General features: G+C 65.0%; 12 protein-coding genes. 7 read left to right on the top strand and 5 right to left on the bottom strand.

Annotation, left to right across the window (positions count from 1 at the left end):
• Nucleotides 1–118: 118 nt before the first annotated feature.
• The gene (locus LMH93_RS03055) at nt 119–1972 is read right to left on the bottom strand and encodes a sigma-54-dependent Fis family transcriptional regulator (protein WP_003255335.1); all 1854 of its coding nucleotides are present in this window, start codon (nt 1970–1972) and stop codon (nt 119–121) included.
• Between the two features lie 283 nt (nt 1973–2255).
• Here LMH93_RS03055 and LMH93_RS03050 point away from each other — a divergent pair, with 283 nt between their 5' ends.
• The 7 genes from LMH93_RS03050 (at nt 2256) to LMH93_RS03020 (ending at nt 10206) form a co-directional block, all read left to right on the top strand.
• Nucleotides 2256–3311 carry an ATP-NAD kinase family protein gene (locus LMH93_RS03050; protein ID WP_180688909.1) on the top strand — a complete coding sequence of 352 codons (1056 nt, stop codon included), beginning with the start codon at nt 2256–2258 and terminating at the stop codon, nt 3309–3311.
• Between the two features lie 22 nt (nt 3312–3333).
• Nucleotides 3334–4311 carry a thiamine pyrophosphate-dependent dehydrogenase E1 component subunit alpha gene (locus LMH93_RS03045; protein WP_003255338.1) on the top strand — a complete coding sequence of 326 codons (978 nt, stop codon included), beginning with the start codon at nt 3334–3336 and terminating at the stop codon, nt 4309–4311.
• A 33-nt stretch (nt 4312–4344) separates the two neighbouring features.
• Nucleotides 4345–5367, top strand: coding sequence for an alpha-ketoacid dehydrogenase subunit beta (locus tag LMH93_RS03040; RefSeq protein WP_010951829.1), 1023 nt, complete (start codon nt 4345–4347; stop codon nt 5365–5367).
• Complete coding sequence (locus tag LMH93_RS03035) at nt 5364–6470, top strand: acetoin dehydrogenase dihydrolipoyllysine-residue acetyltransferase subunit (RefSeq protein WP_003255342.1); 1107 nt, start codon at nt 5364–5366, stop codon at nt 6468–6470. Before LMH93_RS03040 ends, LMH93_RS03035 begins: the two co-directional genes overlap by 4 nt.
• Before the next feature lie 52 nt (nt 6471–6522).
• Nucleotides 6523–7587 (top strand): 2,3-butanediol dehydrogenase, encoded by a 1065-nt coding sequence (locus LMH93_RS03030; RefSeq protein WP_230065343.1) that lies wholly within the window; start codon nt 6523–6525, stop codon nt 7585–7587.
• Nucleotides 7588–7800: 213 nt separating this feature from the next.
• Nucleotides 7801–9534: a C13 family peptidase gene (locus LMH93_RS03025; protein ID WP_221100834.1), complete on the top strand. Its 1734-nt coding sequence runs from the start codon at nt 7801–7803 to the stop codon at nt 9532–9534.
• 27 nt (nt 9535–9561) lie between these two features.
• Complete coding sequence (locus tag LMH93_RS03020; protein WP_010951825.1) at nt 9562–10206, top strand: oxidoreductase; 645 nt, start codon at nt 9562–9564, stop codon at nt 10204–10206.
• 25 nt (nt 10207–10231) lie between these two features.
• Here the strand turns inward: LMH93_RS03020 and LMH93_RS03015 are convergent, their stop codons facing one another.
• The 4 genes from LMH93_RS03015 to LMH93_RS03000 all read right to left on the bottom strand — a co-directional run bounded on the left by LMH93_RS03015 (nt 10232) and on the right by LMH93_RS03000 (nt 14573).
• On the bottom strand, nt 10232–10519 hold the full coding sequence (locus LMH93_RS03015) for a YceK/YidQ family lipoprotein (protein WP_004577011.1): 288 nt from the start codon (nt 10517–10519) through the stop codon (nt 10232–10234).
• Complete coding sequence (gene ubiX / locus LMH93_RS03010; protein WP_003255348.1) at nt 10516–11145, bottom strand: flavin prenyltransferase UbiX; 630 nt, start codon at nt 11143–11145, stop codon at nt 10516–10518. Before ubiX ends, LMH93_RS03015 begins: the two co-directional genes overlap by 4 nt.
• The gene (gene mpl / locus LMH93_RS03005; protein ID WP_003255349.1) at nt 11142–12491 is read right to left on the bottom strand and encodes a UDP-N-acetylmuramate:L-alanyl-gamma-D-glutamyl-meso-diaminopimelate ligase; all 1350 of its coding nucleotides are present in this window, start codon (nt 12489–12491) and stop codon (nt 11142–11144) included. Before mpl ends, ubiX begins: the two co-directional genes overlap by 4 nt.
• A gap of 66 nt (nt 12492–12557) precedes the next feature.
• Nucleotides 12558–14573 (bottom strand): sigma-54-dependent Fis family transcriptional regulator, encoded by a 2016-nt coding sequence (locus tag LMH93_RS03000; protein ID WP_230064818.1) that lies wholly within the window; start codon nt 14571–14573, stop codon nt 12558–12560.
• Nucleotides 14574–14738 lie beyond the last annotated feature (165 nt).

Raw genomic sequence — 14738 nt, 5'->3', positions numbered from 1 at the left:
CTTTTAGAAATTGAGCAAGACAGTTGCTCCCACAGGTTGCGCGCATGCCTCAGGACTGACGCCGTCCTTGTGGGAGCGGCCTTGCGTCGCGAAAGGGGCGCAGCGCGCCCCCAGGGCTCTACCCCTTCATCCGCGGCATGTCGATGCGATGCTCATGCACTCGCCGATAAAGCGTCGCCCGCGAAATACCCAAAGCCCGCGCCGCATCAGCCGGCTTCCAGCGATGGCGAATCAGCGCGTCCAGCAACAACTGCCGTGCCGGGCACGACACCCCGCTTTCAGCCGAGCCAACCGCTTCACCGCGCACCTCCTGCGGCAGATCCTGAAGCCGCACCTGCCCGCCTTCACTCACCGCACAGGCATACCGCAACACCTGCCGCAGTTGGCGCAAATTGCCCGGCCAGCGATAAACCAGCAGCGCCTGCAGCGCGTCATCCGCCAACACCACCTCCACCCCGCAGGCCGCAGCCTCTTCGGCCAGCAACTGGTGAATCAGCCCCAGCCGGTCATCACGCTCACGCAAGGGGGGTAGCTCAAAGCGGGCATTGGCCAGGCGGAAGTACAAGTCTTCACGAAATCGCCCGTCCTCCACCATCGCCGCCAGATCGCGATGGGTCGCACAGATCACCTGAATATCCACCCGCTCCCGCCGCGCCGCACCCAGCGGCGCCACCTCGCCCTCCGCCAGCACCCGCAGCAGGCGGGTTTGCAGGTTCAGCGGCATGTCCCCGATCTCGTCGAGGAACAGCGTGCCGCCATCGGCCTGCTGCAACAGCCCTTGCATGCCTTTGCTGGAAGCCCCGGTGAAGGCCCCGGCCACATAGCCGAACAACTCGCTCTCGATCAAGGTTTCCGGAATGGCCGCGCAGTTCAGGGTAACGAACGGGCCATCACAGCGCTGGCTTTGCTGGTGCAGCTGGCGGGCGAATACCTCCTTGCCGGCCCCGGTCTCACCCAGTACCAGCACCGCCAGGTTGCAGTCCTTGACCCGCGTGGCCAACCGCAGGTGTTGCTCGATACGGGTGTCCTGGGCCTGGCGCAAAGGCTGCGCACGCTGGCGTTGCTGCGGTGCGCTGACCCGGCCATACAAACCGCCCAGACCAGGCAGGCGCTGGGCGGACGACGCGCTCACCCGGCGCAGTTGGTCGATGTCGAACAGTTCGCCAATATGCTCAGGCAAGCGCCCCAGGCGCTCCACCAGCCGTTGCCGCGCCAGGCTGTTGATTGCCTGCAAACGGCCATCGGCATCCCAGGCCAGCAGGTAATCGGGTTGGCTCTCCACATAGCCCGGCGTGCCATGCGCGCGCATCACCCAGTGGCCCTGGGCGCTGTGCATGAAGAAAGCGTTTTCGATCTCGCGGGCGGTCTGCTCGACCAGTTGGCGGATCAGGTGCTGGCTGCGCCGATCGTCCGGCGACTGCAAGGCCGACACATCGACCACGCCCAGCAGCTCGCCCAATGGGTCGAACACCGGCGCCGCTGTGCAGGTCAGGCCGATGAAGGCGGCGCGAAAGTGATCGCGCTTGTGCACCGTGACCGGGGCCTTGCTGGTCAGCACCGCCGCCACACCGCATGTGCCCTCCTCGCCTTCCGACCAGCAGGTCCCCAGATACAGCCCGGCCTTGCGACAGTCGTTGCGGATGGCCGACTCGACCCGGTAATCGATGGTGCGCCCCTGGGCATCGGTAAGCAGCACGCAGTAGTCAGCGCCGCGCACCCGTTCGTGCAAGCGCGCCACGGCATCGCTGGCGATGCGCAGGAACAGCTCGGCGCGTTCGCGGCATTCGTTGAGCAGGCTTTGGGAAAGGATCCGCGGCCCCTGCTGGGAACCGGGGTCGAGGCGGTACACATCCATGGAGCGACGCCATGAATCGAGGATCAGCGGTGGTACCGGCGCCTGCGGCAGGCGGTCGGCATTCTTCAACACCCTGCTGACGCAGTCCACATGGGCTCGGGAGTTCGCGGCAAGCATTCAGGCCCTCCGGTTCTCGTTGCTGTTTTTATCGTTGTCCGGCCATTAAGCGCCTCTGGGCATGCCCCGACAAGCACTGTGTGATTACCGGCTGGCTTGAGACGCAGCGTCTCAGCGTCTCGGCAACGCTGGCCCGGCGCTGGCACCCGGCGTCTCGCCGCCACACCCGTGAAGACCTGCCCGAACACGACCAGAACCCTCTAGCCCGGCCACTTCAGCCATCGCGAAGAAAGCTGGCACCCCGCTTGCTCCTGCCCTTGCAAACAAAAATACGAGGTGCGCCATGCCGCTACCCGCCCCGATTGTCGGGATCATTGCCAACCCTGCCTCTGGCCGCGACCTGCGCCGCCTGACCGCCAATGCCGGGCTCTATTCAAGCACCGACAAGGCCTCGGCTATCCAGCGCCTGCTGGCCGCTTTCGGCGCCACCGGCATTGGCCAGGTGTTGTTGCCCAGCGACATGACCGGCATCGCTGCCGCAGTGCTCAAGGCCAGCCAGGGCCCAGGGGCCCGTGACCAGCACTGGCCGGCCATCGAGATCCTCGACCTGCCACTGACCCAGACCGTGGCCGATACCCGCCTGGCAACCCGGCGCATGGTCGAGCGCGGCGTGGCGATGATCGCCGTGCTGGGCGGTGATGGCACCCACAAGGCGGTCGCCGCCGAGGCCGCTGACGTGCCGCTGCTGACCCTGTCCACCGGCACCAACAACGCCTTCCCCGAACTTCGTGAAGCCACCAGCGCGGGCCTGGCCGGTGGCCTGCTTGCCAGTGGCCGGGTACCGGCCAGCATCGGCTTGCGCCGCAACAAACGCTTACTGGTGAACGTGCCTGAACAACAGCTGGCCGAATGGGCCTTGGTCGAGGTGGCCGTGTCGCCGCAGCGCTTCATCGGTGCCCGTGCGCTCAGCCGCAGCGAGGACCTCTGCGAAGTCTTCGCCTGCTTCGCCGAACCCCACGCCATCGGCCTGTCGGCCCTGTGCGGCCTATGGTGCCCGGTGTCACGGCAAGACCCGCACGGCGCCTGGGTACGCCTGGCCCCCGACGCCGAACAGGCACTGTTGGCGCCGTTGGCGCCCGGCCTGCTGCAAGCCTGCGGCATCACGGCCTGCGGTCCGCTGACACCCGGCATCGCCCAGCGCCTGAGCCTCGCCAGCGGCACCCTGGCCCTGGACGGCGAACGCGAAATCGAATTTGCCGAGCATGACACCCCCACCATCACCCTCGACCACCAAGGCCCACTCAGTGTGGACGTCGAGGCCGTGCTGGCGCATGCCGCCCGCCACCACCTGCTGGCCGTCCCGCGCGGCCACCGGTTGCACCCTGCAAACCCGTGTTGAGACAACCCCGGAGAACAACAAGATGTCCAATCAACTCAGTACTGATCAACTGCTGCATGCCTATGAAGTCATGCGGACCATCCGCGCCTTCGAAGAACGCCTGCATGTGGAGTTCGCCACCGGCGAAATTCCCGGCTTCGTCCACCTGTATGCCGGCGAAGAAGCCTCTGCAGCCGGGGTCATGGCCCACCTGCGCGACAGCGACTGCATCGCCTCGACCCACCGCGGCCATGGCCACTGCATCGCCAAAGGCGTGGACGTATACGGCATGATGGCCGAGATCTACGGCAAGAAGACCGGCGTGTGCGGTGGTAAAGGCGGCTCGATGCACATTGCCGACCTGGAAAAGGGCATGCTCGGTGCCAACGGTATCGTCGGCGCCGGCGCACCACTGGTGGCCGGGGCGGCGCTGGCGGCCAAGCTCAAGGGCCGCGATGACGTGTCGGTAGCCTTCTTCGGCGATGGGGCATCCAACGAGGGCGCCGTGTTCGAGGCCATGAACATGGCGTCGATCATGAACCTGCCCTGCATCTTCGTGGCCGAGAACAACGGCTACGCCGAGGCCACTGCCTCCAACTGGTCCGTAGCCTGCGACCACATTGCCGACCGCGCTGCCGGCTTCGGCATGCCAGGGGTCACCATCGACGGCTTTGACTTCTTTGCCGTCTACGAGGCCGCCGGCGCTGCCATCGAGCGCGCCCGCTCCGGGCAAGGGCCGTCGCTGATCGAGGTCAAGCTCAGCCGTTACTACGGCCATTTCGAAGGCGATGCGCAAACCTACCGCGCCCCTGATGAAGTGAAGAACCTGCGCGAATCCCGCGACTGCCTCATGCAATTTCGCAACAAGACCACCCGCGCCGGCCTGCTCACGGCCGAGCAACTGGACGCCATCGACGCCCGCGTCGAGGACCTGATCGAAGACGCCGTACGCCGCGCCAAATCCGATCCCAAGCCACAGCCCGCCGACCTGCTCACCGACGTCTACGTCGCCTACCCCTGAGCCGCGGATTACAAGAACAACAGGAGAACCACCATGGCAAGAAAGATCAGCTACCAGCAGGCCATCAACGAAGCCCTGGCCCAGGAAATGCGTCGCGACAGCACAGTGTTCATCATTGGCGAAGACGTCGCCGGCGGCGCCGGTGCGCCCGGCGAGGATGACGCCTGGGGTGGCGTGTTGGGCGTGACCAAAGGCCTGTATCACCAATTCCCCGGCCGCGTGCTTGACGCGCCGCTGTCGGAAATCGGCTACGTCGGCGCGGCCGTCGGTGCCGCCACCCAGGGCCTGCGCCCAGTGTGCGAACTGATGTTCGTCGACTTCGCCGGCTGCTGCCTGGACCAGATCCTCAACCAGGCCGCCAAGTTCCGCTACATGTTCGGCGGCAAGGCCGTGACCCCGCTGGTGATGCGCACCATGTATGGCGCCGGCCTGCGTGCGGCAGCCCAGCACTCGCAGATGCTCACTTCGCTATGGACGCACATCCCCGGTCTGAAGGTGGTGTGCCCATCCTCGCCTTACGATGCCAAGGGCCTGTTGATCCAGGCGATCCGCGACAACGACCCGGTGATCTTCTGCGAACACAAACTGCTGTACAGCATGCAGGGCGAGGTGCCGGAAGAGGTGTACACCGTACCGTTCGGCGAAGCCAACTTCTTGCGCGATGGCGACGACGTGACCCTCGTTACCTACGGGCGCATGGTGCATGTGGCGCTGGAGGCCGCCAACAACCTGGCCCGCCAGGGCATCGACTGCGAGGTACTGGACTTGCGCACTACCAGCCCGCTGGACGAGGACAGCATTCTGGAAAGTGTGGAGAAGACCGGCCGCCTGGTGGTGATCGATGAAGCCAACCCGCGCTGCTCGATGGCCACCGACATCAGCGCGCTGGTGGCACAGAAGGCTTTTGGCGCACTCAAGGGGCCGATCGAAATGGTCACCGCGCCACATACCCCGGTGCCGTTCTCCGACGCCCTGGAAGACCTGTACATCCCTGACGCGGCGAAGATCGAAGCCGCCGTGCGCAAGGTGATCGAAGCCGCAAGGAGTGCCGCATGAGCCAGATCCATACCCTGACCATGCCCAAATGGGGCCTGTCGATGACCGAGGGCCGGGTGGACACCTGGCTCAAGCAGGAAGGTGACGAAATCAGCAAGGGCGACGAAGTGCTGGACGTCGAGACCGACAAAATCAGCAGCAGCGTCGAAGCGCCGTTCAGCGGCGTGCTGCGCCGCCAGGTGGCCAAGCCGGATGAAACCCTGCCCGTCGGCGCACTGCTGGCGGTGGTGGTCGAAGGCGAAGCAGAAGAGGCCGAGATCGATGCCGTGGTACAGCGCTTCCAGGCCGAGTTCGTCGCCGAAGGCGGCGCCGACCAGAGCCAGGGGCCGGCCCCTCAGAAGGCGGAAGTCGGCGGGCGCCTGCTGCGCTGGTTCGAGCTGGGTGAAGGCGGCACACCGCTGGTGCTGGTGCACGGGTTTGGCGGTGACCTCAACAACTGGCTGTTCAACCACCCGGCGCTGGCTGCCGAGCGGCGGGTCATCGCCCTCGACCTGCCGGGCCACGGCGAGTCGGCCAAGGCCCTGCAGCGGGGCGACCTGGATGAGTTGAGCGAAACCGTGCTCGCCCTGCTCGACCACCTGGACATCGCCAAGGCCCACCTGGCCGGCCATTCCATGGGCGGTGCCGTCAGCCTCAACGTGGCGCGCCTGGCCCCGCAGCGGGTGGCCAGCCTGAGCCTGGTGGCCAGCGCCGGTCTGGGCGAAGCGATCAACGGGCAGTACTTGCAAGGTTTCGTCACCGCGGCCAACCGCAATGCACTCAAACCGCAGATGGTGCAATTGTTTGCCGACCCGGCGCTGGTCACCCGGCAAATGCTGGAGGACATGCTCAAGTTCAAGCGCCTGGAAGGTGTGGACCAGGCCCTGCAGCAGCTGGCAGGGGCGCTCGCCGACGGCGACCGGCAGCGCCACGACTTGCGCGGGGTCCTTGGCAATCACCCGGCACTGGTGGTGTGGGGTGGCAAGGATGCGATCATCCCGGCCAGCCATGCCGAGGGCCTGGAGGCCGAAGTACTGGTGCTGCCAGAGGCCGGCCACATGGTGCAGATGGAGGCGGCCGAACAGGTCAACCAGCAACTGCTCGCATTCCTGCGCAAGCACTAAGCCCTTTTCGTGAGCCTGGAGAACAACAATGAATGACCTGAGCCACACCCACATGCGCGCGGCCGTCTGGCATGGCCGCAACGATATTCGTGTCGAACAGGTACCTTTGCCGGCCGACCCAGCGCCGGGCTGGGTGCAGATCAAGGTGGACTGGTGCGGCATCTGCGGCTCCGACCTGCACGAATATGTTGCCGGCCCGGTGTTCATCCCGGTAGAGGCCCCGCACCCGCTGACCGGCATTCAGGGCCAGTGCATCCTCGGCCACGAATTCTGCGGCCACATCGCCAAGCTTGGCGAAGGCGTGGAAGGCTATGCCGTAGGCGACCCGGTGGCGGCAGACGCGTGCCAGCATTGTGGTACCTGCTATTACTGCACCCATGGCCTGTACAACATCTGCGAACGCCTGGCGTTCACCGGCCTGATGAACAACGGTGCCTTCGCCGAGCTGGTCAACGTGCCCGCCAACCTGCTCTACCGGCTGCCGCAGGGCTTCCCTGCCGAAGCCGGGGCACTGATCGAACCGCTGGCGGTGGGTATGCACGCGGTGAAAAAGGCCGGCAGCCTGCTTGGGCAAACCGTTGTAGTGGTGGGGGCCGGCACCATCGGCCTTTGCACCATCATGTGCGCCAAAGCCGCGGGCGCAGCGCAGGTTATCGCCCTGGAAATGTCCTCAGCACGCAAAGCCAAGGCCAAAGAGGTTGGCGCCAACGTGGTGCTGGACCCCAGCCAGTGCGATGCCCTGGCGGAAATCCGCGCACTGACTGCAGGGCTGGGCGCCGATGTGAGTTTTGAGTGCATCGGCAACAAACATACGGCCAAGCTGGCCATCGACACCCTCCGCAAAGCAGGCAAGTGCGTGCTGGTGGGTATTTTCGAAGAGCCCAGCGAGTTCAACTTCTTCGAGCTGGTGTCCACCGAGAAACAGGTGCTGGGGGCGTTGGCGTACAACGGCGAGTTTGCTGACGTGATTGCCTTCATTGCTGATGGTCGGCTGGATATTCGCCCGCTGGTAACCGGCCGGATCGGATTGGAGCAGATTGTCGAGCTGGGCTTCGAGGAACTGGTGAACAACAAAGAGGAGAACGTGAAGATCATCGTTTCACCAGGTGTGCGCTGATTGCACCTTGAAGGCAACGTGGCACCTGTGGGAGCGGGCGGGCCCGCGAACAATGCAACACGGTGGAGGGCACCGGCTTCGCCGGTGTTCGCGGCTGAAGCCGCTCCTACAGGGTTCGCGCCGGGTACAAGGCCTGTGCGCCGACACAGGGGCTCGCTGTCTCAGGATCCCATTCTGCGTCATACTCGGCAGACCTATTGCCCGGTCATCGCCATGCGTCCATTGCTCCCCATTACCCTGGTCCTGCTGCTCGCCGCCTGTGGCGATGGCGAATCGCTGCTCCCGCCGGACGCACGGCTGCCTGACGGTGGGCGTTACCGGGGGCAGGTGGTCGATGGCCTGCTGCAGGGTGAGGGCCGGATCGACTACCCCAACGGCAGCTGGTACGCCGGCAGCTTCAAGGACGGCCAGTGGCACGGCCAGGGCGAATGGCATGGCCAGAACGGTGAGGTCTACCGCGGCCAGTTCGCCGAGGGGCTGTTTCAGGGCCTGGGTGACCTGATCACCCCAGGCAGCCACTATAGCGGCACCTTCCGCCACGGCCGCCGCGACGGCGAGGGCACCCTCAAGCAAGCCGACCAGACATACCGCGGTCAGTTCAAGGACGACCTGTACGACGGTGCAGGCCAACTGGAACTGGCCGACGGCAGTCGCTACCAAGGCCTGTTCGCCAAGGGCAAGCCTAACGGCGCCGGGGTGCGCAGCGATGCCAGCGGCAACCAGTTCAGCGGCCACTTCGTCAACGGCCAGCTACAAGGCGCCGGCACCTACGACAGCGTTGATGGCGAGCAGTACATCGGCGAGTTCAAGGACAACCGCCTGGAGGGCCGAGGCCGCTACGAAAATGCTGATGGCGACGTGTGGATCGGTGAATTCAAGGACGGCTCGCTGATCGGCGAAGGCGAGTTGCTGGGCAGCGATGGCAGCCACTACAAGGGTGAGTTCGCCGACTGGCGTCTGTCGGGCCAGGGCAGCCTGCAACTGGCCGACGGCAGCAAGTACATCGGCGGTTTCCTGAACGATGCCTACCATGGCCATGGGCGGCTGATTCTGCCCAGTGGCAAGGTCGAAAGCGGAACATGGGCCAACGGCGTGCGCGTGCGCGACCAGAATGGCAAGCTGCTGCCAGACCCACTGGACCTGGCGTTGCTCAACCAGGGCCGGCTGCTGGACGAGGCGCTGGCTCGGGTACCTCGCTCGGCGCCACCGATCCAGCTGTATAGCCTGGTCGTGGCCGGCGATGGCCAGCAAAGCGTATTCCTGCGCGAAGCCGACTACGTCAGCAACCTGCTAAAGGTGCGCTTTGGCGCCCGTGGCCAAGTGACCCTGGTCAACCACCGCGACCACATGGCCACACGCCCCATGGCCACCCGCGAAAACCTCTCCCGCGCTGCCGCCACCCTGGCAGAGCGCAGCGGCCCCGAAGACCTGGTGTTCATCTACCTCACCAGCCATGGCAGCCAGGACCACCAGCTGGTGCTCGACCAGCCCCGTCTGCAACTGGCCGACCTGGCCGCTGACGAGCTGGCCACTGCCTTGGCGCCGCTGAAGGATCGCGACAAGGTCATCGTCATCTCCGCCTGCTATTCAGGGGGCTATATCGCTCCGCTCAAAGACGAGCGCACGCTCATCATGACCGCTGCCCGGGCCGACCGCGTCTCCTTCGGTTGCTCGGAGGAAGCCGACTTCACCTACTTTGGCGATGCCCTGTTCGCTGAAGCGCTGAACCAGACCGACGACCTGAAACAGGCGTTTGAACTGGCACGTGCCAGCGTTGCCGAAAGAGAACAAAGGGAAGGCTTCGAGGCCTCCGAGCCGCAGCTGTGGGCACCGCCGGCCGTGCTTGAGCACTGGCATCACCTGCGCCAGCAACAAGCCGAAGAAGCATTGCGTAACACCACACAGGCCAACGTGAGGGAACAGGCAAAAATGCCCGGCACTCACTAGACTTGTGTGTAACAAGGGAGAGACATCATGTACTTGACGCCTCAGCATGTCCTGCTTGCCGGAGCCACCGGCCTGACCGGTGAACACCTGCTAGACCGCCTGCTCAACGAGCCCACCATCACCCGTGTCCTGGCGCCTACACGCCGGCCATTGGCCGAGCACCCGCACCTGGAAAACCCGGTGGGCGACCCGGCGGTATTCCTTCCGCAACTGGCCGGGCGGGTCGACATCGCGTACTGCTGCCTGGGCACCACACTGAAGCAGGCGGGTTCCGAATCGGCTTTCCGCGCAGTGGATCTGGACATGGTGGTCGCCTTCAGCAAGCGTGCCCGGGAAATGGGCGCACGGCATCTGCTGGTGATCAGTGCAGTGGGCGCCGACCCTAAGTCGTCAATTTTCTATAACCGGGTCAAGGGCGAGATGGAAGAAGCGCTCAAGGCTCAGGACTGGCCACAGCTGACCATCGTGCGGCCCTCGTTCCTGCTGGGCGAGCGACTGGAGCCACGGCTGACTGAACAGCTAGTTGCACCGTTTTCCCGGTTCATACCCGGAAAATACCGGGGAATCGAGGCTTGTACCCTGGCCCGTGCCCTGTGGCGGTTGGCGCTGGAGGAAGAAGACGGCGTGCGGGTTGTGGAGTCGGATGAATTGCGCAGGTTGGGCAGGATCTAGGCTGCGCCTGTGCCCGCAAAGGCCATCACAGGCCGCCGCTAGCCTGGAAGCCTATGCCGGCCGCTGTCAGCAAAGACAACGGCAGCAGCAGGGTATCAAGCAACATGCTCCCCGGCAGATCCAGGCGCGGATACGCCGGAGCGTCCGCCCCGTAATGATCCCGCGGGCAACACCCGCCATTGATCACATACCAATCCAGCCGGGTACCGGCATACACCACCGGTGCGCCGGGCTTGTTGGCATCCAGCGTGCGCACCGTGGCGCACCCACCCAGCATCACCAGCGCCAGCAATCCCGCCAGTGCTCGCTTCAATCATCCACCCCGAAGTGGTGCTCGCCCCAACGCGGCAACATATCCTGGGGGATGTTCAGCAGGTTGAGGATACGCGCCACGACAAAGTCGACCAGGTCGTCGATGGTCTGCGGCTGGTGATAGAACCCCGGAGCCGCCGGCAAGATCACCGCGCCCATTTGCGACAGCTTGAGCATGTTTTCCAGGTGGATGGTGGAGAACGGCGCTTCGCGTGGCACCAGGATCAGCTGGCGACGCTCCTTGAGGGTGACGTCGGCAGCCCGCTCGATCAGGTTGTTGCAGGCGCCAGTGGCGATGGCCGACAAGGTGCCAGTGGAACAGGGGACCACCACCATTGCCGCCGGGGCGCCAGAACCCGAGGCTACCGGCGACATCCAGTCTTCCTTGCCATACACACGGATCTGCCCATCGGCCGCGCCGGTGTATTCCGTCAGGAAGGCCTGCATCGCCTGGGGCTTGGCCGGCAACACAACATCCGTCTCGGTGGCCATCACCAACTGTGCGGCCTTGGAGATCAGGAAGTGCACCTCGCGGTCTTCGCGTACCAGGCAATCGAGCAGGCGAAGGCCATACTGGGCACCCGAGGCGCCCGTCATGGCCAGGGTGATGCGTTCCGGCCCGTTCACTTCAGCGCCTCGGCCAGCTTGCCGTGCAGGCCGCCGAAGCCGCCGTTGCTCATGATCACCACATGAGTGCCTGGGCGAGCCTGGCCTTTGATCCGCTCGATGATCGCTTCGAGGCTGTCGGCCACCACGCTGGGTACCTTGCACTGCGCAGCGGTGGCGGCCAGGTCCCAGCCGAGGTTGGCCGGTGCATACCAGATCACCTGGTCGGCGTCGTTGACGCTTTCTGGCAGGCCGTCACGATGGGCACCGAGTTTCATCGAGTTGGAGCGAGGCTCGATCACCGCGATCACAGGCGCCTCCCCCACCCGCTTGCGCAGGCCGTCGAGCGTGGTGGCAATGGCGGTCGGATGGTGGGCGAAGTCATCGTAGATGGTCACACCTTGTACTTCGGCAACCTTCTCCATGCGCCGCTTGACGCTCTTGAACGCACTCAGGCCGTCGATACCCATGGCCGGCACCACGCCTACATGACGCGCTGCTGCCAGGGTGGCCAAGGCATTGGCGACGTTGTGCTGGCCGGTCAGCGCCCAGTCCACCACACCCTGCACTTCGCCCTCGAACAGGACTTCAAAGCGCGAGCCATCTGGGCTGAGCAGGCGGGCTTGCCACTGGCCGCCCTCCCCGGTGGTTTGCACAGGGGTCCAGCAGCCCATGCCGATCACACGCTCCAGCGCTTGCTCGGTGGTCGGGTGGATGACCAGGCCTTCGCTGGGGATAGTCCGCACCAGGTGGTGGAACTGCCGCTCGATCGAGGCCAGGTCCGGGAAGATGTCCGCGTGATCGAACTCAAGGTTGTTGAGGATTGCGGTACGCGGGTGATAGTGGACGAACTTCGAGCGCTTGTCGAAGAAGGCGCTGTCGTACTCGTCGGCTTCCACCACAAAGAACGGCGTGTCGCCCAAGCGGGCCGACACCGAGAAGTTCTGCGGCACGCCACCAATCAGGAAGCCCGGGCTCATGCCGGCGTGCTCCAGCACCCAGGCCAGCATGCTGCTGGTGGTGGTCTTGCCGTGAGTACCGGCAACGGCCAGCACCCAGCGGCCTTGCAGCACGTGGTCGGCCAGCCACTGCGGGCCGGAGACGTAGGGCAGGCCCTTGTTCAGCACGTATTCAACCGCTGGGTTGCCGCGCGACATGGCGTTGCCGATGACCACCAGGTCTGGCGCCGGATCCAGCTGGGCCGGGTCATAGCCTTGGGTCAGTTCGATACCCTGGGCTTCGAGCTGGGTGCTCATTGGGGGATAGACGTTGGCGTCGGAGCCAGTGACGCGGTGGCCAAGTTCCTTGGCCAGCACCGCCAGCGAACCCATGAAAGTGCCGCAAATACCGAGAATGTGAATATGCATGGTCGACCTCGCAAAACATCGAGGCAGGGTAGCCCAGGGCGCGACAAATCGCACCCGCTGTTTCGCTCAGTCACCCCTGGTAATGCCGTGTTTGCGCAGTTTTCGATACAAGGTATTGCGGCTGATGCCCAAGTGCTCGGCGACACGGGTGAGATGCCAGTGTTTTGCCTCCAGTACCTCCTTCAGCGCTTGCCGCTCTGCGTCGAGCAGAACCTCGGTCCCTCCAGATTCACCCACAATCTCAGCGGCACCGCCGGACCTGTGTGGGCGGGCTTGCCCGCGAACGAGGGCAACGCCCTCGCCCTCTATTGCCTGGTCGGACATCTTCGCGGGCTCGCCCGCCCCCACGGGAGGTGGGCTGGCGCGAATGACTGCGGGGAGGTCCGTAAAGGTGATGCGGGCATCTTCGCAAAGCGCTACCAGGGTACGCAGCACATTGCGCATCTGCCGCACGTTCCCCGGCCAGTTAAATGCGAGCAGCGCCTGCCGCGCCCTGGGCTCGATGTCTATCCGTTGCCCCTGCGTCTCCTGGCGTAGCAGAAAGTCCAGCAACTGCGCCTTGTCACTGCGTTCGCGCACCGCCGGCAGCGCGACCTCCAGGCCATTGAGGCGGTAATACAGGTCCTCGCGGAAACTGCCCTGTTCAACCCGTTCCAGCAGGTCACGGTGCGTAGCGCTGACGATGCGCACGTCCACCGCCTGTGGCTCTCCCCCGATCGGCACCACCTGGCGCTCCTCCAGTACCCGCAGCAGTCGGGTTTGCAGGGCAAGCGGCATATCGCCGATCTCGTCCAGCAGCAAGGTGCCGCCGTCGGCCTGCAACAGCTTGCCGCGCATGCCCTCCTTGCGCGCGCCGGTAAAACTGCCGCCGCGGTACCCGAACAGCTCACTCTCGATCAGGCTTTCCGGGATAGACGCGCAGTTGATGGCGACAAACGGCTTGCCGCGCCGCTCACTGGCCTGATGCACAGCCTGGGCGAAGGCCTCCTTGCCACAGCCGGTCTCGCCGCGCAGCAGCAATGGCACATCGCGCTCGAACACCCGCACGCTGCGGCGGAAATCATTTTGCAACGCAGGGTCCAGCAGACAGACCAGCGGCTCCACTTCACCTGCGGGCCGCGGCTGGGCGGCCGGCACCGACCACACCGGCGCCCGGGCCTGCCCCCGCAGGCTGGCGAACACCTGGCGACCGTCCAGGGTGCGCAGCGGCCAGGCAGTACTGCCGCCGGGCGTGGCACGGCTGAACATTTCGTCATGGCTGCACGCGAAAAAGCACGCCAACGGTTTGCCCAGCACGCCGCCCCGTACCGTGCCCAGCAGGTTCAGTGCGCTTTGGTTGGCAGCGCAAATGCGCCCATCGCCGTCGAACGCCAGCAAGCCTTCGCTGAACAGGCCGACCGACTCGGCTTGCAGGTGAAAACGCAATAACCATTGCTGCTCGAAATGGCGCAGGAAATAGCAGCTTTCGATCATCTTTGCCGACAGGTTGACCAACGCCATGGTGTGGAACTGGCTTTGCCGCGATACGTCGGGGCGCGCAGAGGACACGTCGAGTACCGCCAGCAGGTCGCCATGCGGGTCGAACACCGGGCTGGCCGAGCAGGTCAGCCCGGTGTGACGGCCACGGAAGTGCTCGTTCTGATGGATGGTCAGCGCCTGGCGCTCGACCAGGCAGGTGCCGATGCCATTGGTGCCCTCGCGCGCCTCGCTCCAGTCAGCGCCCAACCACAGCCCCGCACGCTCGAAGCTGCGCCGCTCGGTGGGGGTACTGACGCAATTGAGGATCACCCCACGGGCGTCGGTCAACAGCACCGCGTGGCCTGCGCCGGAAAGCTGCTGGTGCAGGCTGTTCATCTCATGGTCGGCAATTTGCAGCACCTGATGCAGGCGCTCGCGGCTTTCCAGCAGGCGCCCATGCTCAAGCACCACCGGCGCTTCGATCACCGCCGGGTCGAGGTGGTAATCCTCCAGGCAGCGCAGCCAGGAGCGGGCGATGGACGGGTCACTGCCGCCCTCCCCGGCCCCACCATGGGCAACGCTATGCACCTGCCGGGCATGGCGCGTGAAGTGATTGCTCTGCATTGTTGTAATTCTCCGCAGATAGAGCGTCAGCCCAGCATCCTCCACCCGGGTAGGCTTTGCAATGCACACGCCTGTGATGTGTCGCAAACGGCACAAAATGTCACCCCAGGCGTACCGGCACCGGTACAGCGGCCCTTGATCAGCCCCGTAAAAATGACTCAAGTC

Origin of the sequence: Pseudomonas sp. CIP-10, assembly GCF_020911845.1 — a bacterium.
Classification (GTDB): Bacteria; Pseudomonadota; Gammaproteobacteria; order Pseudomonadales; family Pseudomonadaceae; genus Aquipseudomonas; species Aquipseudomonas alloputida.
This window is presented reverse-complemented; position numbering and strand designations above follow the sequence as displayed.